The following is a 25,396-nucleotide window of genomic DNA, read 5'->3' on the forward strand; positions in this document are numbered from 1 at the left end:
CTCAGCGTAGGACACGTCGTCCACTATGCTCGGGGGCATCTGGGCCACCGGGGCCCTTTCCGGAAGGAAGATCGTGGCCGAGCAGAACAAGAGCGCCGACCAGAGCCCCTCTGGCGGTTCCGTCGACGAACCCGCAGCCGGGTGGAAGCCGACGGCCGCAGCCAAGTCCAGGGCCACCACGTTCCGCTGGATCGCCGCCGTGCTGTGGGCGCTCGCGATCATCGGCGAGGGCGTCTCGATCTTCTGGCTCCTGCGCCAGCGCGAGTACGTCGGCGAGGACGGAGCCCTCGTCCGCGATCCGGACACCGGCCTGCTCGAAGACCGCGGCGTCACCGTGGTGTTCCCGCAGTGGGCGTTCGTCACCCTCCTCGTGCTGCTCGTGGTGATCGCAGCCCTTGCCATCACCGGTTCGATCCTGTGGAAGAAGGCGAACCGTCTCGATCCCGCCCGCAGGTCCGAGACGGTGCGCTTCTTCGTGCAGAACCAGCTCGGCGCGATCATCGCGATCGTCGCGTTCCTGCCCCTGGTGATCCTCATCTTCCTCAACAAGGACATGAGCAAGGGCCAGAAGACCACCGCCGGGATCGTCGGAGTGGTCCTCGCTCTGCTCGCCACGGTGATCGGAGTGGACTTCAACCCGCCCTCCGTCGAGAAGTACACCGCCGACCAGTCAGCCGTGATCCAGCTCCTCGGCAAAGACGAGGTCGTGTGGGTCGACGGCGGCGCGGTCTACCACGTCTGCGAAGACGTGTCGGACATCCAGACGGGCAGCGAGAAGCGCATCGGCACCACGGCAGAAGCCGTGGAGGCAGGCAAATCCCGCCTCACGCTGAAGTTCGCGTCCGAGTTGAATGCCTGCGGTCTGTCCGTCCCTCAGAACGCCGACGAGATCGAAGACGCGCTGCGCGAGATCCAGGCCGGCGCGGTCGACACCGCTCTCCCGGCTCCTGTCTGGACCAACGGCGACGACGCCCCGCCCGTGATCGAGGACGCACCGTCCGAGTGACGGACGACCGCACGCCGAGAGGGGCCCGGTGCGATGCGCACCGGGCCCCTTCGCGCGAACGGGTTACGGGGCCGGTCAGACTCCGGAAGCGGTGAGCACGGCGACCGCCTCTGCGCGCAGCGCCGAGGGGATGGTCGCTGTGCGCACGCCCGACGCATCGGACGTGGATTCGACCGCTGAGCCGTCCACCCAGCGCAGCGCGCTCTCGTCGAACTCCGCCGGCAGCTCGGCCGTGCCCGTCGTGGGATCGAGCACGTGCATGTGCACTCCGGCTGCGGAGCGCGTGTACCGACGCGGAGACCCGGTCGGCTCCCCCATCCTGATCCAGGGGCGAGTGCCGTAGATCGCGTCGCCATTCGCCCGCAGCCACCCTCCGAGCTCGCGCATCGCACTGCGCTGCAGGGCGGGGATGGAACCGTCGGCGGCAGGGCCGACGTTGATGAGGAGATTGCCGTTCTTGGCCACGACGTCGACGAGGAGTCTGATGAGCGCAGCGCCCGACAGCGAGTGGCGCGAGTCCTCGTCCTGGTTGAAGCCGAAAGAGTAGCCGAGTCCGCGGGTCGACTCCCACGGCTCAGGGATGATCTCGGGAATGTCCGTGTATTCACGGGTGAGGAAGCCGTGGTACGGCACTCCCCACCGATCGTTCACGACGCCGTCGGGCACGGCATCGAAGTAGCGCCGGAGCAGCGCGGCGACCGCATAGTCGTCCCCGGCCTTCCCGCCGTCCGGCCACTCGATGTCGTTCCAGAGCAGGTCCGGCGAGAACCGCTCGATCAGCTCGTCGAGCTGTGCCGCCGAGTAGCGGGCGAAGTGCTCATCGTTGCGGCGGTAGCGGAACAGGTCCGTGTCGGACTCGATCGGCGGAAAATCGCTCACGTGCCAGTCGAGCGCGCCCGAGTAGTACACGCCGAACTTCGCTCCCGCCCTGCGGGTCGCGGCCTGGAACTCCGCGATCAGATCACGACGGGGCCCGCGGGCGACCGCGTTGAATCCTGTCGTCTCGGTGCCCCACAGGCAGAACCCCTCGTGGTGCTTCGTGGTCGGCACGATGTACCGAGCCCCCGCATCCACGAGCTCTCCGACGAAGGAGTCCGCATCGAATGCCGACGCATCCCATCGATCGGCGAGGTCCTCGTACGAGGTTCCGGGGCCGAAGAGTCGCTGGTGCCGTTCCCAGGTGGGGCTTCCCGCGATTCGCACCGTGTTGCCGTACCACTCGGCGTACTGGTGCCACGCGTAGGCGTCTTCCGTGGGGATGTTCACGCCGTCGCCGTGCTGCACCGCCCATGCCGGCACGGAGTAGAGACCCCAGTGCACGAAGAAGCCCAGCTTCGCGTCGCGGTACCAGTCGGGCACGCCGTTCGTCGGATACACAGGCGCCGCAGTGCCGAAATCGGGGCCTGTGCGCTTCTCGAAGTTCATCATGCGATGGTCTCCTCACGGTCGCCGCGGCGTCCGACCACGGCGGTCAGGTCCGGCGTGCCGGACGGGTCGAACGGGTACACGCCCGGCTGCAGCCGATGATGACCGAGCCGCAGAAGGTCCTGGTCGACGCCACCGGGCGTGAGCGCGAGCGTCCAGCCGCGAGCGAGGTCGTACAGCTCGGGCTCCAGATAGCCGATCTTGACGACCACCATGTCGGCGGTCGTGGGTTCCAGCCCCAGCATCCGGAAGTCGGCCAGATGATGGAAGGGCTTGCGGCGCTCGGTGATGATCGCATGCAGACCGCCGACGGCGATCACGACCTGCGTGCCGGCGTCCGGATCACCCTCGGTGATCGAGAAGACGGTGCCGGTGATCTCGACGGGCCCATGCGGGCCGTCGTCCACTCGGGCTCCGGCCGACAGCGACACCGTGGCGCCGGCTCCCGCAGCGACCGCCTGGGCGACCGCGTCGGCATCGAACACCGAGGCGACCAGAGCGGTGTGCGAGCCGTCCGTCAGCTCGCGGCGGTCGAGCAGGTGCGCAAGAGTCCAGGTGACATCGCCCGCGCCCCCGGCCGTGGGGTTGTCTCCCGAGTCGGAGATCAGGTACGGACGCGCGGCATCCGGCGCGAGAGCCTTGGCGAGGGCCTCCTCGAGCGACCCCGTCTCGGCGACGAAGACGAAGTCCTCGCGCGCCTCCCAGAACATCCGGGCGATGCGCTCCGCTTCGCGGGTGATGACCTCGCGATCGTCACCGGTGACCACGACGTACGCCTGGCAACGTGGTTCATCCGCCCAGGCGTAGCCGATCCACACCGAGGCGTCGACGACACCGGGAAGTGCGTCGATCAGCGGGAGTTCGGCGTAGATCCCCCTGGCGGGTTCCAGTCGGGTGCTCGTCTTCTCACCCGGCAGCAGCACCGGCACTGGTACCCACGCGGTATACGGGCGCCGGCGCTGCGGATCGGCACCGCACTCCCCCCGCAGCCGGGCGAGGAGTTTCCACACGGCTCGTTCCTTGGTGTTCAGCCAGTCCTCGTGCGGTGCCATGCGGTAGCAGGTGAGCAGGTCCACGGCGTCGCGCAGCGTCTCCGAGACGTTGCCGTGCAGATCCATCGACGTCGACACCAGCGTGTCGTCCCCGAGCGCCTCCCGCACAGCGAGCGCGAGATCCCCCTCGGCGTCGTCCATGCCGACGACGCTCATGGCGCCGTGGATGTCGAAGAAGAACCCGTCGAATGGCCCGTGCGCGCGGATGCCGTCGACGATGGCCGTCTTCATGCGGCTGTAGGTGTCAGCATCCACGGCACCACCGGGAAGCGATCGGCCGTGGGTCAGCGGCACCCAGTCCGCGGCCTCCGCGAGCTCACGCCCCTCGTCGAGGAAGGGATAGTAGGCGCGCAGCTCCGCACCCGTGCGAACGGTGAACGCCTCGTCGCCGGAGATGTGCGGCGAGAATGTACTCGATTCGATCGAGATCCCGGCGATCCCGATCCTCGGTCGCTCGAGCCCGCCCGTCTCGACGCCAGGAAGCGCGCCCATCCAGATCTCGCTGGCCTCGGGTCGTGCGGTCACTGCTGTCTCCTCTGTCATGTTCGTCATGATCTCTCTCCCGCCGTCACGAGGGTCCGGCGCGCCGCTTCGATGGCGCCGAGCGCGACGGCATCCGCACCCAGCCGCGCCGGTGCGATGACGAGCGGCAGGCCGGAGACGGGAGAATCGGTCCGCAGCGTCTGCTCGATCGCCGGTGCCAGCAGATCCCAGGCCTCTGAGACTCCTCCTCCGACGATGGCGCGAGGGAGATCGAGCAGGGTCGCCGCGCTCGCGCACGCCAATGCGACCGCGCGGCCGGCCGACGCGAACACCTCGACGGCGATGGGGTCACCCGAGCGTGCTCGCTCGGCGACGGTGCGCGCGTCTTCGACGGCATCTCCGACGCGCTCGGAGTATCGGCGTGCGATCGAGGTCCCGGAGGCCAGGGTCTCGAGGTGACCGACCTGGCCGCAGGTGCAGACGAGGTCGCTGTACCCGGGGGTATGGCCGATCTCACCCGCTGCTCCGTGCGGACCATGCCGCAGCCGTCCGTCGATGATCACGGCGCCGCCGACTCCGGTGCCCAGCATCACGCCGAGCACGTCGTCGGCACGGCGATCGGCAGCCACCTCGCCGAGGAGGAAGGCGTTGACGTCGTTCTCGACGCTCACGGGCACCGAGAGCCGCGAGGACAGCGCATGGGCCAGAGGGAAGCCCGCCCACCCGACGAAGGTCGCCGAAGCCGCGCGGATGGTGCCGGTCGCATGATCGACGACCCCTGCCGCTCCCACGCCGACCGCGACGAGCTGCGCCGAGGCGCGGGCGACGAGATCACGCACGAGCGTCGCCGCGGCATCGGCCATCGCGTCGCCGCCCTCGCTCGCGGGCGCCGCGACGCTGGCGCGCGTGACGATCGTTCCCGATTCGTCGACGAGGAGACCCGCGATCTTGGTGCCTCCGATATCGATCCCGACGATGCCCTGCGATGCCCCGGGCGGTCGTGCATCCGGCGTCACCGCCATCTGTTCCTGATCGGTGACCGTCATCGTCCGCCGAGCCCCGCCATCGCGATGCCCTTGACCAGGTGCTTCTGCAGCACGATCACGAGCAGAGTCGTCGGGATCATCGAGATGATCGCCGCTGCCATCTGCAGATCCCACCGGGTGCCGGTGAGCCCCGCGAAGCTCGCGAGACCGACCGGAAGCGTGCCGTGCGCGTCGTAGTCGACTGTGACGATCAGCGGCCACAGGTAGCTGTTCCAGAACGTCAGGAAGGTGAAGACCGCCAGCACCGCGACGGCCGACTTCGACAGGGGCAGGATGATCTGCAGGAACGTGCGGACGGGACCCGCGCCGTCGACGCGGGCGGCCTCTTCGAGCTCATACGGGATACCGCGGAAGAACTGCCGCATCAGGAAGGTTCCGAAGGCGCCGAATGCGAAAGGCAGCACGAGCGCCTGATAGGTGTCGACCCAGTCGAACCACTGCATCACCTGGAACATCGGGATGACGAGCACCTCGGCCGGAACCATCAGAGTCGCGAGGAACAGGATGAAGACGGCATCCCTGCCCTTCCAGCGGAGGCGCCCGAACGCGTAGCCGGCTGTGGTCGAGACGACCAGCACCACGAGGGTTCCGAGGATAGCGACGATGAACGAGTTCGCGATGTACGTGACGAAGGGGCCGTAGGCGAAGACGTCCACGAAGTTGCTCCACCGCAGCTCGGAGCCGACGAGCGTGGGCGGCATCGAGAACATCTCGGTGTTCGGTTTCAGCGCCGAGAAGAACGCGTAGACGATGGGCGAGACGAAGATCAGCGCGGCGATGTAGATGCACACGTGCGCGATGACGAGGCGGACACGGGCCGCCGGCGTCGTCGCTGCACCACGTGCGCGCCGCAGCTCTCGGGGTGTGCGCATGGCCGCGGTGGGCGTGGTGAGGGTCTCAGTGCTCATAGTGCACCCACTTCTTCTGTGCGGCGAACTGCAGGCCGGTGATCGCGATGATGATCGCGAAGAGGATCCAGGCGGCCGCGGCGGCGAGGCCGAGGTCGCCGAACGTGAAGCCCTGCTCCCAGATGAACATGACGAGCGGCTTGGTGGCGTTCCCGGGCCCGCCGCCGGTGAGCAGCTGGGGCTGGACGAACACCTGGAGGGAGGTGATCATCGTCATGATCGTCGCGAAGAAGATCGCCGGCGAGATCATCGGGATGATGATGCTCCAGACGCGGCGGAACCCCTGCGCACCGTCGATGCTCGCCGCCTCGAGGACACTCTCGGGGAGCTGCTCGAGAGCGGCGGAGAAGATCAGCATGTTGTACCCGAGTCCCTGCCAGACGCTCATCGCGACGACCATGATCATGGCCCACGAGGGGTCGGCGAGGAAGTTGGGCAACTGGATCCCGAACCAGGTCTCCGAGAGACCGTTGAACAGGCCCTGGGGCTGCAGCATCATCTTCCACACCAGGACGTTCGCGACCATCGGGGTCACGACCGGGATGAAGAAGAGCACACGCAGGGCTCCGCGTCCGCGGATGCGCGGACCGAGGCCGAGGGCGAGCACGAGCGAGAGAGCGACGCTCAGCGGCACGTAGAGCAGCGTGTACACCGCCGAGTTGCGCAGCGCCGGCCAGAAGTCGGGGCTGCTGGTGAACAGCCTGATGTAGTTGTCCGCACCGTTGAAGGTCCGCTCGCCGAAGGTCGGCCAATCGAAGACGCTCATCACGATCGACAGCCCCACGGGCACGATCGTGAACAGGGCGAGCCCCACCAGGGCTGGGCTGGCAAATCCCAGCGCCTGGCGGGCCTCGACCTTGGCGAGCGATCCTCGACGTCTCGTCGTGATCGTCATCTCAGTTTCTTTCGTTGATTAGTGCAGCAGAGAGCGGAGTCGACTCACTCGCCGAACTGCGCCTGAGCGTTCGACAGCAGCTCTTCCATCGTCATCTGGCCGTTGTAGACGCTGACGAGGTTGGGCTGGATGTAGCTGTCGAGCTTCTGCCAGTTCTGCGTCATGTAGAGCGGCACGGTGTCGCCGAAGGCCGCCTCGAACACCGACTGCACCTGACCGCGGTACTCCTCGTCGATGGACTCGAAGTACAGCGGCTGCGACGAGATGCGAGCGGGGTACGAACGACCAGACGACGCGATGTAGTCCTGCGCATCCTCACCGAGGAGCGAGCCCATCACCTTAAGGGCGGCTTCGGGGTTCTCGCAGTTCGCGGAGATCCCGTAGCCCGAGCCGAGGATCGGCCCCGGGTTGCCGTCGACGCCCGCGGGCAGCGGAGCCATTCCGGCGGCGAAGCCGGACTCGTTGTTCAAGTAGGTCACCGCGTTCCAGGTGCCGTCGACGGCCATCGCCGCGTTGCCGCCCGAGTACTGGTTCTCACCCCAGCCTGTGTCGGAGGCGGACGCCACGGGCGCGGCGACCTTCTTCTCGTCGACGAGCCCGGCGTACCAGGACGCCGCGTCGACGAAAGCCTTCTCGTCGATGTGAAGCGAGCCGTCCTCCGACGCGGGCTGCGTCGCCGAGTAGGCGATCGGCATCGACATCCACTGGTAGCCGCCCATGCCCATGGCGAACCCGTACTTGCCGTCCTTGGTGGCGTCGGCCGCGATCTTGTCGAAGTCGTCGAACGTCCAGCCGATCTCCGGGGTGGCGGCGCCCGCTGACGTCAGCATGTCCTGGTTGTAGTAGACGAGCATCGTGGCGACGTCGAAGGGCACGCCGTAGACCTTGCCCTCGAAGCTCAGGATGCCGTCGGCGCTCGGGTTGAACTCCGACCAGTCGATGCCTGCCGTCTCGAGGTCATCCGCACTCAGCTCTCGGAAGCCCTGGGTGTAACCGCCGAGCTGTGCTCCGCTCATGCCCGTGACACAGGCCATGTTGCCACTCGCCATGTTCGTCGTGAGCTTGGTGAAGAAGTCGCTCCAGGGCGACGTCTGCAGCTTGATCTTGATGTCGGGGTTCTGCTCCTGGGCGAAGGCGACCTGCGCCTCCAAGGCGTCCACATCGGATTCGCTGCCGGCCCACATGTCGACGACGATCGTGTCGCCGTCGGCCGAACCGCCGGCGTCTCCACTCGCACAGCCGGTCATCGCCACAGCGACGCCGGCGACAGCGACGGCTGCCCCCACACGCAACTTCTTCATTGAATGCCTCCTCGGGAAGGATCAGGTTATTTCGAAGATCGAAGCAACCTAGTAGGATTTCGTATGAAGTGAGGCTGTCACACTTCACAATCCCTTGCAAGCCGAACATCCGATGTTTATCGGAGCTTGATAATTCGTAACGAGTCAGAAACGCAGGCTTGGACCGCTACGCTGACCTTGCTTCGATCACGAAGGAGCCTCATGCCCGACACCTCGCCCCTCGCCGTCGAGGATCAGCACTCTCGACGCATCCTCGATCTCGTCGCGCGCGGGGAGGCGCACTCCCGCAGCGAGATCGCCGCGCTGCTCGGCGTCGCGGCGTCGACCGTCGGGCTCAGGGTGCAGTCGCTCCTCGATGCGGGCGTGCTGGAGGAGGCAGGCGACGGCACCTCACGCGGGGGAAGACGACCACGCGTCCTGCAGATCGCCGGCGACGGCATCGTGCTGTCCGCCGACCTGGGCGGCCAGCACGCTCGGATCGGAAGGCACTCGCTGAGCGGCGCGCTGCTCGGCGTCGAGTCGATCGCGATCGATCTCACCGACGGCCCGGAGGCCACCCTCGGGCGCATCGCCGAGGTCTTCGAGCGCCTCGGCGCAGACACGCGGATCCACGCGATCGGCGTCAGCCTTCCCGGGCCTGTGGACACGCTCACCGGATCCGTCGATCAGCCTTCTCGCATGCCCGGCTGGCCGGGCTTTCGGGTCGGCGAGCACCTGGCTGGTCGCTTCGGAACGCATGTCACGGTCGACAACGACGCGAACCTCGCCGCGCTCGGCGAGCACCGCGCGCAGTTCGGCCACACGCACCACAGCATCACGGTGAAAGCGGGCACTGCCATCGGCAGCGGGGTGATCGTCGACGGGCACATCCACCGAGGCGCCACGAGCGCTGCCGGCGACATCACGCACACCCGCATCGACGGCAGCGGTGACATCCCCTGCTCGTGCGGCAACACCGGATGCCTCGAGACGGTCGCCAGCGGCGCGAGCCTCGTGCGTCAGATGCGCGAGCGCGGCGACGACACCGTGCGCACGACCGCCGATGTGCTGACGCTGGCGAGGGATGCCGATCCGCTCGCGACCTCGCTCGTACGGACTGCGGGCACGCACCTCGGCCAGGCACTGTCGGGGGTCGTGAACTTCTTCAACCCGCACGCGGTCTTCCTGACCGGGGGCATGAGCGCCTCCGAGCCGTTCATCGCCGCAGTCCGCAGTCGCGTCTACGAGGCGTGCCATCCCCTGGCGACGCAGCGACTGCGCATCGAGGCCGCGACGACGGGAGCGGATGCGATCCTGCACGGCGCCGCCCGCCTCGCGCTCGAGGGCATGGACGTGGCGGCGGGCTGATCCGCCGCCACTCCCCGCCTCACGCCGAGAGCGTCAGCTCGATCACCGGCAGCAGCACGTCGGGGCGCCTGACGGGCAGATGGACGGTGAGCGTCCCCTCGGCCTCTCCTGCCGGGGTCATCAGGTCAGCCTGCTGCTCAGGGTCGGATGCGCTCGTCTTGAGCCACGACCCGTCATGCAGCAGCCGCGCATATGTCACTCGTCCGGCGAGATCCGGAAGGTGGACGAATCCCATCGGCCAGGAGAACAGGCTCAGGTACAGACGATCGCCCTTGCGGGTGTACACGCCTTCACGAGGAGGCGTGAACTCGGCGTGCCCCGCCCCGATCACCGCACCTCCGTGCAGCCGCATCCATTCGCCGATCTCGCCGAGCGTCGCGGCGTCCCGCGGAGCGATGGCCCCGCGCCCGTCCGGACCGATGTTGAGAAGCATGTTGCCGCCCATCGAGACCGAATCGACCAGCATCTGCGTCAGCATCGTCGACGACTTCTGGTCGGTGTTGTCCCTGTCATACCCCCACGACCCGTTGAGCGTCTGGCACGCCTCCCACGTCAGGGCGACACCGTCTCGGACGATCGGCGCGGTGGGCTGATACTGCTCGGGGGTCACGAAGTCCGCGGGGATCCCGAGGCGGTCGTTCACCAGCATGTTCGGCTGGAGCTCGCGGCACAGTGCGAGCAGACCGGGGGCATCCCAGTCGTCGGGCCCCTTGCCGGACCAGCCGTCCTTGGCCTCGGGGTAGGTGAAGTCGAAGAACAGGTAGTCGATCTCGCCGTAGGCGGTCAGCAGTTCACGCACCTGAGCATGCAGGTACTCCCGGTAGATCGCCATGTCCCTGCCCACGTTCAGTTCGTGCGCGTCGGCATCGTCTCGACGAGGGTGGTTCCAGTCGATCGTGAAGTGGGGATGATGCCAGTCGATCACCGAGTGGTAGAGCCCCACCTTGAGACCCTCGGCGCGGAGTGCGTCGACGTACTCGCGCACCAGATCGCGCCCTGTCGCCGCGACGGAGGTGAAGTCGGTGCGCTGAGAGTCCCACAGGCAGAATCCATCGTGGTGCTTGGTGGTCAGCACGACATAGCCCATCCCCGTGTCCTTCGCGGTGCGCGCGAGGGCGCGAGCATCGAACAGATCAGGATCGAAGTGCTCGAAGTAGGGGCGGTAGTCCTCGTCGGTCAGGCGTTCGTAGTTCTGCACCCACTCATGCCGGGCGGCGCCGCTGTAGAGGCCGAAGTGCACGAACATGCCGAAGCGGGCGTGATCAAACCATTCCTGTCGCATACCTCCATCCTGGCACAGACATCCGATGTCTAGCGAGGTGAACGGTGCAGACGCAGAAGAACGGGCACCCCCGGAGGGATGCCCGTTCTTTCGAAGATCGAATCAGCGTCAGCGCGCAGCGCTGCCGTCGACGTAGTCCTCGTCCTGCTGCTTCCATGCGAAGAGCGAGCGCAGCTCCTTGCCGGTGGCCTCGATGGGGTGCGTCTCCTCCTTGGCCCGCAGCGCGAGGAACTCCTCGCCGCCGTTGTCCTGGTCGTCGATGAAGCGCTTCGCGAACGCACCGCTCTGGATGTCGGCGAGGATCGCCTTCATCGACTCCTTGACCTCGGGGGTCACGACGCGGGGGCCCGACACGTAGTCGCCGTACTCGGCGGTGTCGGAGACCGACCAGCGCTGCTTGGCGATGCCGCCCTCCCACATCAGGTCGACGATGAGCTTCAGCTCGTGCAGCACCTCGAAATAGGCGATCTGCGGCTGGTAGCCAGCCTCGGTGAGCGTCTCGAAGCCGGCCTGGACGAGGTGGCTGACGCCACCGCACAGAACGGCCTGCTCACCGAACAGGTCGGTCTCGGTCTCCTCGGTGAAGGTCGTCTTGATGACGCCGGCACGGGTGCCGCCGATGGCCTTTGCGTACGACAGCGCGGTCGCCCAGGCGTTGCCCGACGCGTCGCGCTCGACGGCGATGATGTCGGGGATGCCACGACCGGCGACGAACTCGCGACGCACGGTGTGGCCCGGTGCCTTGGGTGCGACGAGGATGACGTCGACGCCCTCGGGAGCGTCGATGTAGCCGAAGCGGATGTTGAAGCCGTGCGCGAAGGCGAGCGTCTTGCCCTCGGTGAGGTTCGGGGCGATCGACTCGCTGTAGATCGTGCGCTGGTGCTGGTCCGGCGCCAGGATCATGATGAGGTCGGCCCACTGAGTCGCCTCAGCGACGGTCTTGACCGCGAATCCGGCTTCCTCCGCCTTCGGCGCCGACTTCGAGCCCTCCTTGAGCGCGATCGCGACCTCGACACCGGAGTCGCGAAGGTTCTGCGCGTGCGCGTGACCCTGCGAGCCGTAGCCGACGATGGCGACCTTCTTGCCCTGGATGATCGACAGATCGGCGTCTGCGTCGTAGAAGATCTCGGTGCTCACTGGTTTTCTCCTTGATTGGTGTTCGTGTACGTGTAGGAAATCTGGTCAGCCGCGCAGGACGCGCTCGGTGATGCTCTTGCCGCCGCGGCCGATGGCGAGGAGACCCGACTGCGCGATCTCCTTGATGCCGAACGGCTCGAGGGCACGGAGCATGGCGTCGACCTTGCCCCGATCACCGGTGACCTCGATCACCAGCGCGTCGGACGCATAGTCCACGACCGAGGCGCGGAACAGGTTGGCGACCTCGATGACGTTCGACCGGTTCGCGTTGTCGGTGCGGACCTTGACGAGCATGTGCTCGCGCTGCACCGAGGTCGGGAAGTCGAGCTCCACGATCTTGATGACGTTGATCAGCTTGTTGAGCTGCTTGGTCACCTGTTCGAGAGGCAGGTCCTCGAGGTCGACGACGACGGTGATGCGCGAGATGCCCGGCACCTCGGTCACGCCCACCGCGAGCGAGTCGATGTTGAAACCGCGGCGCGCGAACAGACCTGCGACGCGGGTCAGCAGACCGGGGGTGTTCTCCACAAGGAGGCTCAGCACGTGAGTCGACATGGTCAGTCCTCCTCGTCGAATGCGGGCGCGTGCTCGCGGGCGTACTGGACGTAGCTGTTGCTCACGCCCTGGGGAACCATCGGCCACACCATGGAGTCGGCGCTGACGACGAAGTCGATGACGACGGGGCGGTCGTTGGTCTCGAGAGCGAGCTTGATCGCCGCGTCCACCTCCTCCTCCTTCTCGACACGGATCGCGAGGCAGCCGTAGGCCTCGGCGAGCTTCACGAAGTCGGGGATGCGCACAGTGCCGTGACCGGTGTTCAGGTCGGTGTTCGAGTGGCGGCCGTCGTAGAACAGCGTCTGCCACTGGCGGACCATGCCCAGCGACGAGTTGTTGATAATCGCGACCTTGATCGGGATGTTGTTGATCGTGCAGGTCGCGAGCTCCTGATTGGTCATCTGGAAGCATCCGTCGCCGTCGATCGCCCACACCACGCGGTCGGGCTCGGCGACCTTGGCGCCCATGGCAGCGGGGACGGAGTAGCCCATCGTGCCCGCTCCCCCGGAGTTCAGCCAGGCGTTGGGTCGCTCGTACTTGATGAACTGCGCAGCCCACATCTGGTGCTGTCCGACTCCGGCGGCGTAGATGCCCTCCGGGCCGGTCAGCTCACCGATCCGCTGGATCACGTACTGCGGCGCGAGGAGCCCGTCGGTCGTCGGCGCGTATCCGAGGGGGAACTCGGTGCGCAGGCCGTCGAGGTACGACCACCACTCCTCCGTGTCGGGAGTTGTCGTGTTGACGGCCGAGCGGAACGCGGATTCGAGGTCGACCAGCACGTCGCGGACGTCTCCGACGATCGGCACATCGGCCGTGCGGATCTTCGAGATCTCCGCCGGGTCGATGTCGACGTGCACGACCTTGGCGTTCGGCGCGAAGAGCGCAGCCTTGCCGGTCACACGGTCGTCGAACCTCGCGCCGAGCGACACGATCAGGTCGGCCTCCTGCAGCGCAAGCACCGCAGGGACGGTGCCGTGCATGCCCGGCATGCCCAGGTGCTGCTGGTGCGAGTCGGGGAACGCGCCGCGAGCCATGAGCGTCGTCACGACCGGTGCGTTCGTCGTCTCGGCCAGGGCGAGCAGCTCGGCCGACGCACGACCACGGATCACACCGCCACCGACGTAGAGCACCGGCTTCTTGGCCTCGGCCAGAAGGGCGGCTGCCGCATGGATCTGCTTGCCATGGGCCTTCGTCACGGGGCGGTACCCCGGCAGATCGTACTTGGGCGGCCAGACGAACGGCGCCATGGCCTGCTGTGCATCCTTGGTGATGTCGACGAGCACCGGACCGGGGCGGCCCGTCGATGCGATCTCGTACGCCGCCGCGATGGCGCCGGGGATCTCGGATGCGTCCTTCACGAGGAACGAGTGCTTCGTCACCGGCATCGTGATTCCCACGATGTCGGCCTCCTGGAACGCGTCGGTGCCCATGAGCGTCGAGAACACCTGGCCGGTGATCGCGAGCAGCGGCACCGAGTCCATGTAGGCGTCAGCGATCGCTGTCACGAGGTTGGTCGCACCGGGGCCAGAGGTCGCGATGCAGACACCGACCTTGCCCGACGACGATGCGTAGCCCTCGGCGGCGTGGCCCGCTCCCTGCTCGTGCCGCACCAGAATGTGCCGAAGGTCGGCCGCATCCATGAGCGGGTCGTAGACGGGGAGGATCGCGCCGCCGGGGAGGCCGAAGACATCCCTGACGCCGAGGAGCTCGAGCGTGCGGACGACAGCCTCTGCTCCGGAGATCTCCGGTGCGGCGGATTTGGGTGCGGGCGGCCTCGGCACAGCCGAGACGGTGTCAGCAGTCATGACACTCCTTCTGATGGTCTGTAGGCGACGTCGGAGGCTGGATGCCGGATTCGACGCGGATCAGCCGGTCGTCGCGCCCTCGGCGGCTGACCGCACGAGACGCGAGTACTTGGCAAGAACGCCACGGGTATAGCGCGGGGGTAGCGGCTCCCAGCCAGAGCGGCGGGAGGCGAGCTCCGCCTCGTCGACGAGTAGGTCGAGAGAGCGAGCTGCGATATCGACCCGTATCAGATCACCATCGCGCACGAAGGCGATGGGACCTGCGTCCACCGCTTCGGGTGCTATGTGGCCGATGCACAGGCCGGTTGTGCCGCCTGAGAATCGTCCGTCAGTCAAGAGTAGTACATCTTTTCCGAGCCCCGCGCCCTTGATGGCCGCGGTGATGGCCAGCATCTCGCGCATACCCGGTCCGCCCTTCGGACCCTCGTAGCGGATCACGATGACGGTGCCCGCCTCGATCTCGCCGTTGGCCACGGCGTCCATGGCCGCACGCTCGCGCTCGAACACGCGGGCGGGGCCCTCGAACACGGCGGCGTCGAAGCCGGCCGTCTTCACGACCGCGCCCTCGGGCGCGAGCGAGCCGTGCAGGATCGTCAGGCCGCCGGTCGCGTGGATCGGGTTGTCGAACGTGTGGATGACCTCGCCGTCGATCGGCTGCGGGTCGAGATCCGCGAGGTTCTCGGCGAGCGTCTTGCCCGTCACGGTGAGCGCGTCACCGTGCAGCAGCCCCTCGTCGAGCATCGCCTTCATGATCACGGGGATGCCGCCGTGGCGGTCGACGTCGTTCATGACGTACTTGCCGAACGGCTTCATGTCCGCCACGTGCGGCACCTTGTCGCCGATGCGGTTGAAGTCGTGCAGGCTCAGCTCGACATCGGCCTCTCGCGCGATGGCGAGCAGGTGCAGCACGACGTTCGTCGAACCGCCGAGGGCCATCGCGAGCGCGATGGCATTCTCGAACGCCTCCTTGGTGAGGATGTCGCGGGTCGTGATGCCCTGACGGAGCAGGTTCACGACGGCCTCGCCGGATCGGTGCGCGAAGTAGTCGCGGCGGCGATCCGCGGCGGGCGGGGCGGCCGAACCGGGAAGGCTCAAGCCGAGGGCTTCGGCCACCGACGCCATGGTGTTGGCCGTGTACATGCCTCCACAGGCACCTTCACCCGGGGCGATCGCGCATTCGATGCGCTTGAGGTCCTCTTCGCTCATGAGACCGGCGCGGCACGCGCCGACGGCCTCGAACGAGTCGATGATCGTGACGTCCTTCTCGGTGCCGTCGGAGAGCTTGACCCATCCGGGGGCGATCGAGCCGGCGTAGAGGAAGACGCTGGAGAGGTCGAGTCGGGCGCTGGCCATGAGCATGCCGGGGATCGACTTGTCGCAGCCGGCGAGCAGCACCGAGCCGTCGAGCCGCTCGGCCATCATCACGGTCTCGACCGAGTCGGCGATGACCTCGCGCGACACCAGCGAGAAGTGCATGCCCTCGTGGCCCATCGAGATGCCGTCGGACACCGAGATCGTGCCGAACTGCAGCGGGTAGCCACCACCCGAATGCACGCCCTCTTTCGCCCCCTGCGCGAGACGGTCGAGGCTCAGGTTGCAGGGCGTGATCTCGTTCCAGCTGGACGCGATGCCGATCTGGGGCTTGTCCCAGTCGGCGTCGCCCATGCCGACGGCACGGAGCATGCCTCGGGAGGTCGTCGCCTCGATGCCGTCTGTGACGACGCGGCTGCGGGGCTTGATGTCGATGGGCGCGCTGGTGGAGGGATCATGCGAGGACATGACGGAAGTCTATTCCCGCCGAGAGGTGCGCTCGTCCGCGAGCGCCTCCAGAAGCAGCGCGATCTGTTGTGGGTTCTCCACACGAAGCTCGGCGGCGCTCTCCCCCGGGCCCACACGCACGCCCAGATCATCGCCGGTGAGCACCCGCATCGCGTCCTCGTCCGTGACGTCGTCACCGGCGAAGAGGATCGCGGTCGCATCGAAATGCTCGCGAAGGGCGGCCATCGCGGCGTCCTTCCCCTCGTTCCGAGAGGAGAACTCCAGGACTCGGTGTCCTGCGCGTCGCCGCCAGTGGGGGAAGCGCTCCGCCACCAGCGCGTCGATCTCGGCGAACACGGCCTTCTCGACCTCGGGAGTGGCAGTGCGCGTGTGCACGCCCATCCCGAAGGTCTTCGGTTCGAGCTCGGCACCCTCGTAGCGATCGATGATCGGTCGTGCCGCCTCCCACAGCTCCTCACGGGAGCCCTCGGCGGACTCGGCGCCGTCGGTCGCGGCATCGCCGACACCCGGGTACCAGTACTGGGCACCGTGCGAACCGGCCAGAGCGATCAGCGAATCATCCGTGTGCTCGGTGATGACTCTCAGGTCGTGCATGCTGCGCCCCGACACGTAGGCGACCACCGTGTCCGGCAGAGCGGCGAGCCGCGTGACCTGCGTCGCGACCTCGGGCAGCGCCCTGGCCGCCATCGGGTCGGGGATGAGCGGAGACGCCGTGCCGTCGAAGTCCAGTGCGACGACCAGCCTGGGCGTCGCGGCGATGGCGCTCAGCGCCGGGTCTGCTTCTCCGGGGGTCCAGCTACGGGTCACAGGGTCTCCAATCGAGGCGGTGTCCTCCCAGTATGACCCGGCGGATCAGCGTCGGCGGACCTCCGCGAGCGCGCGGAGGAACGACGACGACCAGGCGTTCACATCGTTCTCCAGCACACGGCGCCGCAACGACCGCATCCGCTTGCCCTGCTCGGCCGGCGTCATGGAGACCGCCGTCATGATCGCGTCCTTCAACCCGGCGATGTCGTGCGGGTTGACCCGCACCGCCTGTCGCAGCTCATCGGCGGCTCCCGTGAACTCGCTGAGCACGAGCACACCGCGGTTGTCGGCTCGGGTCGCCACGTACTCCTTCGCCACGAGGTTCATGCCGTCGCGCAGGGCGGTCACGAGCATGACGTCGGCGGCGAGGTACAGCGCGACCATCTCCTCGCGCGGATAGCCCTGGTGCAGATACCGGATCGCCGTGTGACCCATCGTGTCGTGGTCGCCGTTGATGCGCCCGACCGCGAGCTCGATCTCGTCCCGCAGGTGCACGTAGGCATCGACGCGCTCGCGACTCGGACTCGCGACCTGCACGAAGGTGACGTCGTCGACGCTCAGCTGGCCGTCTTCGAGCAGCTCGCCATACGCCTTGATGCGGTGTCTGATGCCCTTGGTGTAATCGAGCCGGTCGACGCCGAGAAGGATCTTCTTGGGATTGCCGAGGCTCGCTCTGATCTCCGCCGCCCGTGCCCGCACCTCGGGGCGGGCAGCGAGCTCGAGATACGGAGCCGTGTCGATGGAGATCGGGAACGCCCGGGCGACCGCGGTGCGTGTGCGTCCGTCGTCCGTCGGGATCGCCACTGCTGATCCCTTGACCTCATAGCGCAGGCGACGGCGCACCGCCGTCAGGAAGTACGTGGCGTCCTGCGCGCGCTGGAATCCGATGACGTCGGCGCCGAGCAGACCCTTCAGCACCTGATCACGCCAGGGCAGCTGGGCGTAGAGACCGTGCGCCGGGAACGGGATGTGATGGAAATAGCCGATCGTGACGTCGGGTCTCAGCTCCCGGATCATCTGCGGCACCAGCTGCAGCTGGTAGTCGTGCACCCAGACCGTGCCGTCGGGCGCGACGACATCGGCGGCGGCCTCTGCGAACCGGCGGTTGACCTTGACGTACGCCTCCCACCACTCGCGGTGATACTGCGGCGGCGCGATCACGTCGTGGTACAGCGGCCAGATCGTGTCGTTGGCGAAGCCCTCGTAGTAGTCGGCGACCTCTTCGGCACTGAGCGGCACGGGAATCAGGTCGATGCCGTTGATCTCGAATCGGTCCAGCTCGAGGTCGGCCTGGCCCGGCCACCCGACCCAGGCCCCCCGCGCGCTGCGCATCATCGGCTCGAGGGCGGCGACCAGACCGCCCGGGGAGGTCCGCCACTCCTCGTCTCCGTCAGGACCCACAACCCGGTCGACGGGAAGTCGGTTGGCGACGACGACGAAATCTGCGACTGACATGTGTGGATGCTCCTGACGATGCAGTGGGGGTGCTCCTCAGGCTACAGAAGCTCAGACCGAGGCTACGCGAGGTCGAGTGGCACTGAGGGGCCAATTGACAAGGGCGGCCGTGAACGCTACGCCGGCGGCGATGATCGGCAGGACGAGGGCGCTTCCTGTGCCCACGTTCTCGGCGAGCTCCCCTGCCACCGCCGCGCCGAGGGACTGACCGACGACGATGCCCGAACCGAGCATCGTCATCACCGTGGCCGAGCGTCCGAGCGGGCTGCGCGCGGCGCCGAAGCTGTACTGGGTCACCAGGGTCGGTCCGATTCCGATTCCCATGATCGCCAGCGCGACCATCATCATCGCTGGCGAGTCGACGAGCAGCAGCAGCAGGCTGCCTCCGAGCAGGATGCCCGAGAACAGCAGCCAGCGCGCCCGCAGCGAGAACCGCACCGGAAGCCAGGCGACACCGAGGGCGAGGATCGCCGAGCCGACGCCCATGACGCCGTAGAGGAGTCCCGCCTGCTCGGGGGCGCCTCGATCGGCCATGAAAGACGTGAGCGCCGTGAGCATCGTGCCGAAGAACATCCCCACACCGAGGATTCCGACGACGACGATCAGCAGATGCGGGCTAAAGAGCTCCGACACCTTGGACGGGGCCCTGCCGTCTTCATCTCGGTGCACGGACACGGCGCGCGCACTCGGATGCAGGGCGAATGCGCCGACGAACACCACCGTGAGCACGGCCGCTCCGATCAGCGGTGCCCAAGGAGCGAGCGCCGACGCGAGGATGCCGACGATGAAGGGGCCGAACACGAACACGGTCTCATCGGCGGCGGACTCGTACGCCATGGTGCCCGAGACGGTGCGGGTGCGGAGCGCCTCCGGCATCCGGTCGGCGATCATCGTGACGAGCCTCGATCGAGACATGGGGGCGACCTGCGGGGCTGTCGCACCGATGCCGAAGGCGGCGATCAGCACCAGGGCATCCGCTCCGCCGGTGTAGACGACGAGGGTGAAGATGACCAGCATCGCTCCGTTGGCGATCGCCAGGATGAGCAGCACCGTGCGCTGGCCGAAGCGATCAGCCGCGGCGCCCAGCAGAGGCCCGAAGCACGCCGTGCCCAAGCCGACCGCTGCGGAGGTGAGTCCGCCGAGCGAGAGCGAGCCGCGCGCCGAGACGACGACGGTGAGGACTCCGACGACCATCATCGCGAACGGCAGTCGGGCGATGAACGCGATGATGAAGTACGGCAGGCCCGCGATGCGGAGCAGTCCTGGTGTCTCCGGCGTGGGCGTGGGGGCGTGGTGCTGAGGCGTGGGTGTTGCGTGTGTCATGGGCTCTCGCGCGTCCGCAGACGCGGGGTCGGGTGCCGCCGCTGTCCGCCGGAAAGCCGACGGCCGGTAGATACACGGATTGCGGCCGCGGCCGAGCCGCGACTCCCCCATTGTACCGCGCGGGTCAGAACCGTCTCTGGATGCCCTCGGTCGACGAGTCTTCGTCCTGACAGAATTCGCGCCGGATTGTCAAGGCTGAGCGCCGTGAGGCGGTCGGAAGGTAGCGTGAAGGCATGAACTACCTCTCGGGAACCGGACTCCTCGGCGCGATCATGACGGGAACCACCCTGCTCCGCGGCTCCCGCGACACGCAGCTCACGTGGCGATCTGCGCTCGCGTGGGTGAGCTGGGGCATCAGCCTGGCCCTCGCGATCGGCGCGGTCGTCGACACCCGGCGGGCGAAGCAGGGACGCCCCGTCTCGCCGGACTCGCCCGTCTACGCGAAGCAGCAGCGGGAGCACGAGAAGCAGGCCAAGAAGGAGTCGAAGGGCATCAAGCCCCTCAAGCGCTGACTTCTCAGCGTGTGAGGATCAGCGCCTCACCCTGACCACCGCCGCCGCACAGCCCGACGGCAGCGGTGCCCGAACCGCGGCGCGCGAGCTCATGAGCGACGTGGACGACGAGCCGCGTGCCGGATGCTCCGATCGGATGGCCGATCGCGATGCCGCCGCCGTGGATGTTGACGACGTCGCTGCTCAGACCGAGCTCGACCTGCGATCGTGCGACCACGGCTCCGAACGCCTCGTTGATCTCGACGACATCCAGATCCGCCGGTGCGATCCCCTGCTTCTCGCAGGCCCGCTCGATCGCGCGGGCGGGCTGGGCCTGCAAGGAGTTGTCCGGGCCCGCAGTCTGACCACTCGCTCCGACGGTGACGAGCACCGGCCATCCCTTGGCCTCCGCGGTGCCGCGAGTGGTGACGACGACCGCCGAGGCCCCGTCGGAGATCTGAGACGAGTTGCCCGCCGTGATCGAGCCGCCGTCGGCGAACGCCGCCCGAAGACCTGCGAGCGACTCGACGGTGGTGTCGGGTCTGATCCCCTCGTCGGCGGTGACGAGCACCGGCTCTCCGCGACGCTGTGGCACCGCCACCGGCACGATCTCGTCGTCGAACATCGCGGCCGCCTGCGCCGCCGCGGCGCGCTGATGCGACAGTGCGGCGACCTGGTCCTGCGCGTCCCTGGTCAGGTCGTAGCGGGCGTTGTGGCGTTCCGTCGACGCGCCCATGCTCTCTTTGTCGTAGGCGTCTGTGAGGCCGTCGAAAGCCATATGGTCGAGCACCTCGACGCTGCCGTACGTCCATCCGTCGCGCGAACCCATGAGCAGGTGCGGAGCTCTGGTCATCGATTCCATCCCGGCCGCGACGACGACCTTCGCGTCGCCCGTGCGGATCATCCGAGACGCGTCGATGATCGCGGTGAGACCGGACAGGCAGACCTTGTTCACGGAGTGAGCCGGAACGTCCCAGCCGATGCCGGCGCCGATCGCCGCCTGTCGAGCGGCGTTCTGGCCGGACCCGGCCGCCAGGACCTGACCCACGATCACCGCGTCGACGTCAGAGGGATCGATGGATCCCTGTTCGAGCGCGCCTCTGATCGCGAACGCACCGAGCTGCGGGGCGGTGAAGCTCGCCAGCTGGCCTTTGAGCCGCCCCTGCGGGGTGCGCGCGGCGGCGACGATGACGACGTCCTGGTCTTTCGGGTGGTCGTGGGCGCTCATCTCAGCCCCTCCGTTCTCTGGGTTCATCGGTCGAGCATCTCTGCGGGAATGGCGAGCGGCGGCTCGGTCGAGTCGACGACCTGTTCCACTGTCACGCCCGGTGCGAGCTCGACCAGCGCGAGACCATCGGGTGTGACGTCGATGACCGCCAGGTCGGTGATGATCCTGTCGACCACGCCGCGTCCGGTGAGGGGAAGCGAGCAGTCGTGCACGATCTTCGCCGATCCGTCTCTCGCGACATGCTCCATCAGGACGATGACGCGCGCGGCGCCATGCACGAGGTCCATCGCGCCACCCGGGCCCTTCACCATCTTTCCAGGGATCATCCAGTTCGCGAGGTCTCCCGTCGCGGACACCTGCATGGCGCCGAGGATCGCGGCGTCGATCTTTCCGCCTCGGATCATGCCGAAGCTCGTCGCCGAATCGAAGAACGCCGCACCGGCGAGCACCGTGACCGTCTCCTTGCCCGCATTGATCAGATCAGGGTCCACCGCATCCTCGGACGGGTACGGCCCGACCCCGAGGATGCCGTTCTCGGACTGCAGCACGACGGTCACGCCGTCCGGCACGTGGTTGGGCACGAGCGTCGGCAGCCCGATCCCGAGGTTGACGTACGACCCGTCCCGCAGCTCGGCGGCAGCGCGTGCTGCCATCTCATCGCGCGTGAGTGCCATGTCAGACTCCTTCCGCAGCGACGGTGCGTCGCTCGATGCGCTTCGGGATGTCAGTGCCGACCTCGACGACGCGATGCACGAAGACACCGGGCAGATGGATGCGGTCCGGGTCCAGCTCGCCCGGTTCCACGAGCTGCTCGACCTGCGCGATGCAGACTCGTCCGGCCATCGCCGCGAGCGGATTGAAGTTGCGGGCCGCCTTGTTGAAGATCAGATTGCCGTGCCTGTCCCCCGCCAGCGCGTGCACCAGTGCGAAGTCGGTGGTGATGGCCTCCTCGAGCACATGGTCACGTGGGCCTGCCGGCGTGTCGAAGGAGCGCACGTCCTTGGGCGGGGACCCCACCGCAACGCTGCCGTCGGGGTTGTAGCGCCGAGGAAGCCCACCCTCGGCAACCTGCGTGCCGACACCGGTCTGCGTGAAGAACGCCGCGATCCCCGATCCTCCCGCACGAAGCTTCTCGGCCAGCGTTCCCTGCGGCGTCAGCTCGAGTTCGAGCTCGCCCGAGAGGAACTGCCGCTCGAACTCCTTGTTCTCGCCGACGTACGAGGACGTCATCTTGCGGATGCGTCCGGCAGCGAGCAGGATGCCGAGACCCCAGTCGTCGACTCCGCAGTTGTTGCTGACGACACTGAGTCCTGCCGTGCCCTGAGCGAGCAGCGCCTCGATCAGTGCGATCGGGTTGCCGGAGAGTCCGAAACCTCCGACGGCGAGGGAAGCACCGTCTCCGATGTCTGCGACCGCCTCCGCGGCATTCGCCCACTGCTTGTCGATCACGCATTCTCCTTCGAAAGACGTACCTGTTCAGCATCCGCCTCTCCGGCCCCGGAAGATAGGCGGCTCTTGCGATGTGGACGCATCAGGGCCTAGCGTCCACATTATGGAATCCGCCGTCGTCGTTCCGGGAACGCAAGCGATCGCCCGCGCCGCGAAGCTCCTCCGACTGGTCACCTCCAGCGGGCATGACGGTGCGTCGCTGCAAGACCTCGCACGAGCCGCTGAGCTGTCTCGCTCCACCGCCCATCGGCTCCTGTCCGCGCTGCGCGCGGAAGGCCTGGTCGACCGTGATGAGTCCACCGCTCGCTGGATGCCGGGCCCGGAGCTGTTCCTCATGGGATCGGTCGCGGCCGCGCGCTACGACGTGACCGCCCTCGCTCGGGACATCGTTCGATCACTCGCGGTCAAGACGGAGGAGAGCGCCTTCCTCTCCGTGCGCAGGGCAGACGAGACTGTATGCCTGCTCCGCGAGGAAGGGTCCTTCCCGATCCGGTCGTTCGTGCTGAGCGAGGGCGTCCGGTTCCCTCTCGGCGTGGCAAGCGCCGGCCTCGCCATCCTGGCCTTCCTGCCTGACCACGATGTGGACGCCTATCTCGAACGGCATCCCGACCTGGAGACGGCGTGGGGCCGGTCACACGGCGCTCGCCCCCTGCGTACACGCCTCGCGGAGACGAAGGAGCGGGGTTACGCGGTGAATGCCGGTCTCATCGTCGAGGGCAGCTGGGGCATCGGTGCAGCGGTCTTCGATCGGTCGGGGAGGCCTGAATGGGCCCTCAGCCTGACCGGCGTGGGGTTCCGCTTCGAACCCGATCGGATCGGCGACCTCGGCAGGACGCTCCTCGCCCACGCGCACCAGCTCTCCGCGCGGATCGCAGGGGCACGGCGCTGACCTGATCTGACCTGACCCGACCTGACCTGACCTCAGTACATACCAACGGGTATATACTCGGTGGTATGAATCGTCAGGATGTCATTCCCTCACTCGTGCTCTCGGGGTACGCGCTCGGCCGCATCGCCGCGCAGGACGCCGGCAACGACGCACCTGCCGCACAGTGGCGGGTGCTGAGCCTGCTCGAGCAGGCGGGGCCGAAGAGGGTCGGAGAGCTCGCGGCCGCGGCGCGCACGACCCAACCCGGGATGACCCGGCTGATAGGGAATCTGGAGCGCGAGGGACTCGTGCTCCGCTCCCCCGACGCCGAGGACTCGCGCGCGATCGCCGTCGCCATCACCGACCCAGGCTCCCGAGCGCTGCAGGCATGGCGCGAAGAGTTCCGCGACACTCTCGCTCCGCGCTTCGCCGACCTCGACGCCGACGAATGGGGCGTCCTGACCCGCGCTGCCGAGATCCTTGCAGCGCACACCACCACAGAGTCGACAGGAGCTACAGTGTGAACACCCCCGCCACCTCCGTGTGGAAGCAGCCAGCCCAGGTGTGGGCCGTCGCATTCGCGTGCGTCGTCGCCTTCATGGGCATCGGACTGGTCGACCCGATCCTCCCGGCGATCGCTGAATCGCTCCAGGCGAGCCCGGTCCAGACCGAACTGCTGTTCACGAGCTACCTCGCGGTGACCGGACTGGCCATGCTCGTCACCAGCTGGATCTCGAGCCGCATCGGCGCGAAGAAGACACTGCTGATCGGACTGGCGCTGATCGTCGTGTTCGCTCTCTTCTGCGCGCTCAGCGGCAGTGTCGACGCGATCATCGGCTTCCGCGCAGGGTGGGGTCTCGGCAACGCCCTGTTCATCTCCACCGCACTGGCGACGATCGTCGGATCGGCGACCGGAGGCAGCTCCGCGGCCATCGTCCTGTATGAGGCGGCTCTCGGCCTCGGCATCGCGATCGGCCCGCTCTTGGGCGGCCTCCTCGGCGAGCAGAGCTGGCGCGCACCGTTCTTCGGCGTCGTGGTGCTGATGGCGATCGCGTTCCTCGCGGTCCTCGTCCTTCTGCGCGGCCCCGCTGAGAAGCGCACACCGGTGCCGTTCTCGGCGCCTTTCAAGGCCCTCGGCCGCCCCGCCCTCGCCGTGCTCGCCACGGCGGCGTTCTTCTACAACATCGGGTTCTTCATCCTGCTCGCGTTCTCGCCGTTCCCCCTCGGCTTCGGAGCGATGGGGATCGGCTTCACCTTCTTCGGGTGGGGCATCGCGCTCGCGGTCACGAGCGTGTGGGTCGCACCGCTGCTCATGCGCCGGATGTCACGCACCCGTGTGATCCTCACGGTTCTCCCGCTTCTCGCCGTCGATCTGATCGTCGCCGGGTTCCTGGTGGAGTCGTCAACGGCACTCGTCGTCTGCATCGTCGTCGGCGGACTGCTGCTCGGAGTGATGAACACCGTGCTCACTGAGGCTGTCATGGAGGCGACGGACCTGCCCCGATCGGTGGCCTCCTCGGCGTACTCCTCGGTGCGATTCCTCGGCGGAGCGATCGCTCCGCCGCTCGCGGCAGCCCTGTGGCACGCGTTCGACGCGACGGTCCCGTATCTCGTCGCAGCCGCCGCAGTGCTGGTCGCCGCGCTGACGATCTTCCTCGGACGCAGAATCCTCGCGCACATCGACGAAGAGCCGGATGACGCCACCGTCGAAGACGCCGAAGCGATCCTGCTGGGCGACGCCGCGTGAGACTCGA

At 67.6% G+C, this 25,396-nt stretch carries 23 protein-coding genes; 6 read left to right on the top strand and 17 right to left on the bottom strand.

The window, feature by feature from the left end; translation table 11 throughout:
- Nucleotides 1-73: 73 nt before the first annotated feature.
- Nucleotides 74-1,006, top strand: coding sequence for a hypothetical protein (locus tag OB895_RS04225; RefSeq protein WP_153302167.1), 933 nt, complete (start codon nucleotides 74-76; stop codon nucleotides 1,004-1,006).
- A gap of 75 nt (nucleotides 1,007-1,081) precedes the next feature.
- On the opposite strand, the gene OB895_RS04230 is transcribed toward OB895_RS04225, so the two are convergent.
- The 6 genes from OB895_RS04230 to OB895_RS04255 are packed head-to-tail and all read right to left on the bottom strand — an operon-like array spanning nucleotide 1,082 to nucleotide 8,116.
- Nucleotides 1,082-2,434, bottom strand: a complete 1,353-nt coding sequence (locus tag OB895_RS04230) for an alpha-L-fucosidase (RefSeq protein WP_042541736.1) — start codon at nucleotides 2,432-2,434, stop codon at nucleotides 1,082-1,084.
- The gene (locus tag OB895_RS04235; protein ID WP_311879907.1) at nucleotides 2,431-3,975 is read right to left on the bottom strand and encodes a M81 family metallopeptidase; all 1,545 of its coding nucleotides are present in this window, start codon (nucleotides 3,973-3,975) and stop codon (nucleotides 2,431-2,433) included. Before OB895_RS04235 ends, OB895_RS04230 begins: the two co-directional genes overlap by 4 nt.
- A 56-nt stretch (nucleotides 3,976-4,031) precedes the next feature.
- Nucleotides 4,032-5,012, bottom strand: a complete 981-nt coding sequence (locus OB895_RS04240) for an ROK family protein (protein ID WP_228385694.1) — start codon at nucleotides 5,010-5,012, stop codon at nucleotides 4,032-4,034.
- Nucleotides 5,009-5,920, bottom strand: a complete 912-nt coding sequence (locus OB895_RS04245; protein WP_042541737.1) for a carbohydrate ABC transporter permease — start codon at nucleotides 5,918-5,920, stop codon at nucleotides 5,009-5,011. Before OB895_RS04245 ends, OB895_RS04240 begins: the two co-directional genes overlap by 4 nt.
- Entirely contained in the window at nucleotides 5,910-6,815 is a 906-nt protein-coding gene (locus OB895_RS04250; protein WP_042541738.1) for a carbohydrate ABC transporter permease, read from the bottom strand. The genes OB895_RS04245 and OB895_RS04250 overlap by 11 nt, the downstream gene beginning before the upstream one ends.
- 44 nt (nucleotides 6,816-6,859) lie before the next feature.
- The gene (locus tag OB895_RS04255) at nucleotides 6,860-8,116 is read right to left on the bottom strand and encodes an ABC transporter substrate-binding protein (protein ID WP_042541739.1); all 1,257 of its coding nucleotides are present in this window, start codon (nucleotides 8,114-8,116) and stop codon (nucleotides 6,860-6,862) included.
- A gap of 201 nt (nucleotides 8,117-8,317) precedes the next feature.
- On the opposite strand from OB895_RS04255, the gene OB895_RS04260 reads away from it, so the two are divergent.
- Nucleotides 8,318-9,463 carry an ROK family transcriptional regulator gene (locus OB895_RS04260; protein WP_079112705.1) on the top strand — a complete coding sequence of 382 codons (1,146 nt, stop codon included), beginning with the start codon at nucleotides 8,318-8,320 and terminating at the stop codon, nucleotides 9,461-9,463.
- A 19-nt stretch (nucleotides 9,464-9,482) separates the two neighbouring features.
- Here OB895_RS04260 and OB895_RS04265 read toward each other — a convergent pair whose 3' ends face one another.
- The 8 genes from OB895_RS04265 to OB895_RS04300 form a co-directional block, all read right to left on the bottom strand.
- On the bottom strand, nucleotides 9,483-10,745 hold the full coding sequence (locus OB895_RS04265) for an alpha-L-fucosidase (RefSeq protein WP_042541741.1): 1,263 nt from the start codon (nucleotides 10,743-10,745) through the stop codon (nucleotides 9,483-9,485).
- A gap of 108 nt (nucleotides 10,746-10,853) precedes the next feature.
- Nucleotides 10,854-11,882: a ketol-acid reductoisomerase gene (ilvC, locus tag OB895_RS04270; protein ID WP_042541742.1), complete on the bottom strand. Its 1,029-nt coding sequence runs from the start codon at nucleotides 11,880-11,882 to the stop codon at nucleotides 10,854-10,856.
- A 45-nt stretch (nucleotides 11,883-11,927) separates the two neighbouring features.
- Complete coding sequence (gene ilvN / locus OB895_RS04275) at nucleotides 11,928-12,437, bottom strand: acetolactate synthase small subunit (protein ID WP_042541743.1); 510 nt, start codon at nucleotides 12,435-12,437, stop codon at nucleotides 11,928-11,930.
- A 2-nt stretch (nucleotides 12,438-12,439) separates the two neighbouring features.
- Nucleotides 12,440-14,242: an acetolactate synthase large subunit gene (locus OB895_RS04280; protein WP_042541744.1), complete on the bottom strand. Its 1,803-nt coding sequence runs from the start codon at nucleotides 14,240-14,242 to the stop codon at nucleotides 12,440-12,442.
- Nucleotides 14,243-14,302: 60 nt separating this feature from the next.
- Nucleotides 14,303-16,021 carry a dihydroxy-acid dehydratase gene (ilvD, locus tag OB895_RS04285; RefSeq protein WP_042541745.1) on the bottom strand — a complete coding sequence of 573 codons (1,719 nt, stop codon included), beginning with the start codon at nucleotides 16,019-16,021 and terminating at the stop codon, nucleotides 14,303-14,305.
- A gap of 9 nt (nucleotides 16,022-16,030) precedes the next feature.
- The gene (otsB, locus tag OB895_RS04290; protein WP_079112703.1) at nucleotides 16,031-16,828 is read right to left on the bottom strand and encodes a trehalose-phosphatase; all 798 of its coding nucleotides are present in this window, start codon (nucleotides 16,826-16,828) and stop codon (nucleotides 16,031-16,033) included.
- 45 nt (nucleotides 16,829-16,873) lie between these two features.
- Nucleotides 16,874-18,283: an alpha,alpha-trehalose-phosphate synthase (UDP-forming) gene (locus OB895_RS04295; RefSeq protein ID WP_042541747.1), complete on the bottom strand. Its 1,410-nt coding sequence runs from the start codon at nucleotides 18,281-18,283 to the stop codon at nucleotides 16,874-16,876.
- 51 nt (nucleotides 18,284-18,334) lie between these two features.
- Complete coding sequence (locus OB895_RS04300; protein ID WP_042541748.1) at nucleotides 18,335-19,606, bottom strand: MFS transporter; 1,272 nt, start codon at nucleotides 19,604-19,606, stop codon at nucleotides 18,335-18,337.
- Nucleotides 19,607-19,839: 233 nt separating this feature from the next.
- Between OB895_RS04300 and OB895_RS04305 the strand changes: the two genes are divergently transcribed.
- Nucleotides 19,840-20,118, top strand: coding sequence for a hypothetical protein (locus tag OB895_RS04305; RefSeq protein ID WP_042541749.1), 279 nt, complete (start codon nucleotides 19,840-19,842; stop codon nucleotides 20,116-20,118).
- A 4-nt stretch (nucleotides 20,119-20,122) separates the two neighbouring features.
- Here OB895_RS04305 and OB895_RS04310 read toward each other — a convergent pair whose 3' ends face one another.
- From OB895_RS04310 to OB895_RS04320, 3 genes are read right to left on the bottom strand one after another with little or no spacing between them, the layout of a single operon-like run.
- Nucleotides 20,123-21,325 carry an acetyl-CoA C-acetyltransferase gene (locus tag OB895_RS04310; protein WP_311879246.1) on the bottom strand — a complete coding sequence of 401 codons (1,203 nt, stop codon included), beginning with the start codon at nucleotides 21,323-21,325 and terminating at the stop codon, nucleotides 20,123-20,125.
- Nucleotides 21,326-21,348: 23 nt separating this feature from the next.
- On the bottom strand, nucleotides 21,349-21,999 hold the full coding sequence (locus OB895_RS04315) for a 3-oxoacid CoA-transferase subunit B (RefSeq protein ID WP_194286025.1): 651 nt from the start codon (nucleotides 21,997-21,999) through the stop codon (nucleotides 21,349-21,351).
- Nucleotide 22,000: 1 nt separating this feature from the next.
- Nucleotides 22,001-22,774, bottom strand: coding sequence for a CoA transferase subunit A (locus OB895_RS04320; RefSeq protein ID WP_311879248.1), 774 nt, complete (start codon nucleotides 22,772-22,774; stop codon nucleotides 22,001-22,003).
- A 103-nt stretch (nucleotides 22,775-22,877) separates the two neighbouring features.
- On the opposite strand from OB895_RS04320, the gene OB895_RS04325 reads away from it, so the two are divergent.
- From OB895_RS04325 to OB895_RS04335, 3 genes are all read left to right on the top strand, one after another.
- Complete coding sequence (locus OB895_RS04325) at nucleotides 22,878-23,663, top strand: IclR family transcriptional regulator (protein ID WP_311879249.1); 786 nt, start codon at nucleotides 22,878-22,880, stop codon at nucleotides 23,661-23,663.
- Nucleotides 23,664-23,728: 65 nt separating this feature from the next.
- Nucleotides 23,729-24,166: a MarR family winged helix-turn-helix transcriptional regulator gene (locus tag OB895_RS04330; RefSeq protein WP_311879250.1), complete on the top strand. Its 438-nt coding sequence runs from the start codon at nucleotides 23,729-23,731 to the stop codon at nucleotides 24,164-24,166.
- Entirely contained in the window at nucleotides 24,163-25,389 is a 1,227-nt protein-coding gene (locus OB895_RS04335) for an MFS transporter (RefSeq protein ID WP_311879252.1), read from the top strand. Before OB895_RS04330 ends, OB895_RS04335 begins: the two co-directional genes overlap by 4 nt.
- Nucleotides 25,390-25,396: the final 7 nt, after the last annotated feature.

Origin of the sequence: Microbacterium forte, assembly GCF_031885415.1 — a bacterium.
GTDB lineage: Bacteria > Actinomycetota > Actinomycetes > Actinomycetales > Microbacteriaceae > Microbacterium > Microbacterium forte.